The organism is Burkholderia sp. CpTa8-5 (assembly GCF_017815045.1).
GTDB lineage: Bacteria > Pseudomonadota > Gammaproteobacteria > Burkholderiales > Burkholderiaceae > Burkholderia > Burkholderia sola.
The window spans coordinates 1-1,957 of the sequence record NZ_JAGIQD010000064.1; the positions used below are offsets into that span (position 1 = coordinate 1).

A 1,957-nucleotide genomic window follows, 5' to 3' on the forward strand; every position below is an offset into this window, starting at 1 on the left:
CTGCTCGAGGATGGCCGGATTCTCGAGCGTGGACGTATCCTGCGTGATCGCCTCGCCCTTCGCGAGCGAGCGCAGCAGGCGCCGCATGATCTTGCCCGAGCGCGTCTTCGGCAGGTTGTCGCCGAAGCGGATGTCCTTCGGCTTCGCGATCGGCCCGATCTGCTTGCCGACCCAGTCGCGCAGCGTCTTCGCGAGCGCCGCCGCTTCGTCGCCTTCCGGGCGCGAACGCTTCAGCACCACGAACGCCACGACCGCCTCGCCCGTCGTATCGTCCGGACGGCCGACCACCGCCGCCTCGGCAACCAGTTCATGCGATACCAGCGCCGACTCGATCTCCATCGTGCCGAGCCGGTGGCCCGACACGTTCAGCACGTCGTCGATCCGGCCCATGATCGTGAAGTAGCCGGTTTCCTTGTCGCGCACGGTGCCGTCGCCGGCCAGATAGAGCGTGCCGCCGAGCTCTTCCGGGTAATAGCTCTTCTTGAAGCGCTCCGGGTCGCCCCAGATCGTCCGGATCATCGCGGGCCACGGCCGCTTGACGACGAGAATCCCGCCTTGCCCGTTCGGCACGTCCTGGCCCGTCTCGTCGACCACCGCGGCCATGATGCCCGGCAGCGGCAGCGTGCACGAACCCGGGACGGTCGGCGTCGCGCCCGGCAGCGGCGTGATCATGTGGCCGCCGGTTTCGGTCTGCCACCACGTGTCGACGATCGGGCAGCGCTCGTGGCCGACGTGCTTGTGGTACCACATCCACGCTTCCGGATTGATCGGCTCGCCGACCGTGCCGATGATGCGCAGGCTCGACAGGTCGTAACTCTTCGGATGCACCTTGTCGTCGGCCTCGGCCGCCTTGATCAGCGAACGGATCGCGGTCGGCGCGGTGTAGAACACGGTGACCTTGTGATCGTCGATCATCTTCCAGAAGCGGCCGGCGTCCGGATACGTCGGCACGCCCTCGAACACGACCTGCGTGCCGCCGCATGCGAGCGGCCCGTACGTGATGTACGTGTGGCCCGTGACCCAGCCGATGTCGGCCGTGCACCAGAACACGTCGTCGGGTTTCCAGTCGAAGGTCCACTTCATCGTCTGCGCGGCCCACAGCAGGTAGCCGCCGGTGCTGTGCTGCACGCCCTTCGGCTTGCCGGTCGAGCCCGACGTATACAGGATGAACAGCGGATGCTCGGCGCCGACCCAGGTCGGTTCGCAGCGGTCGGACTCGCCGTCGGTCAGCTCGTGCATCCACAGGTCGCGCTCCGCATGCCAGTCGATCTGGCCGCCGGTGCGGCGATAGACGATCACGCTCTTGACCGCTTCGCAGCCGCCCATCGCGATCGCCTCGTCGGCGATGCTCTTGAGCGGCAGCGTCTTGCCGCCGCGCGCCTGCTCGTCGGCGGTGATCAGCGCGACCGCGCCGACGTCGACGAGCCGCTCGTTCAGCGATTTCGCGGAGAAGCCGCCGAACACGACCGAGTGCGTCGCGCCGATGCGCGCGCAGGCCTGCATCGCGACGATGCCTTCGATCGACATCGGAATATAGATGACGACCCGATCGCCCTTGCCGATGCCGCGTTGCTTCAGCGCATTCGCGAAGCGCGACACGCGCGCGAGGAGATCCGCATAGGTGACGCGGGTGACGGTGCCGTCGTCGGCCTCGAAGATCACCGCGACGCGCTCGCCATTGCCGGCTTCGACGTGGCGGTCGAGGCAGTTGTACGACGCGTTCAACTCGCCGTCGTCGAACCATTTGTAAAACGGCGCGTTGCGCTCGTCGAGCACGGCCGTAAACGGCTTGTGCCACGTGAGGCCCTCGCGCGCGAGACGCGCCCAGAAGCCTTCGTAATCCTGCTCGGCCTCGGCGACGAGCGCGCGGTAGGCCGGCATGCCGGAAATGGTCGCCGTCTGCTCGAGCGCCGCGGGCGGCGCGAACTGACGGGTTTCGTGAAGAACCGATTCAATC

At 67.3% G+C, this 1,957-nt stretch carries 1 protein-coding gene; it reads right to left on the reverse strand.

Annotation, left to right across the window (positions count from 1 at the left end; translation table 11 throughout):
• The coding region (gene acs / locus J8I35_RS34310; protein WP_348522298.1) for an acetate--CoA ligase at positions 1–1,956 on the reverse strand (1,956 nt) is incomplete at its 3' end.
• Between the last annotated feature and the right edge of the window lies 1 nt (position 1,957).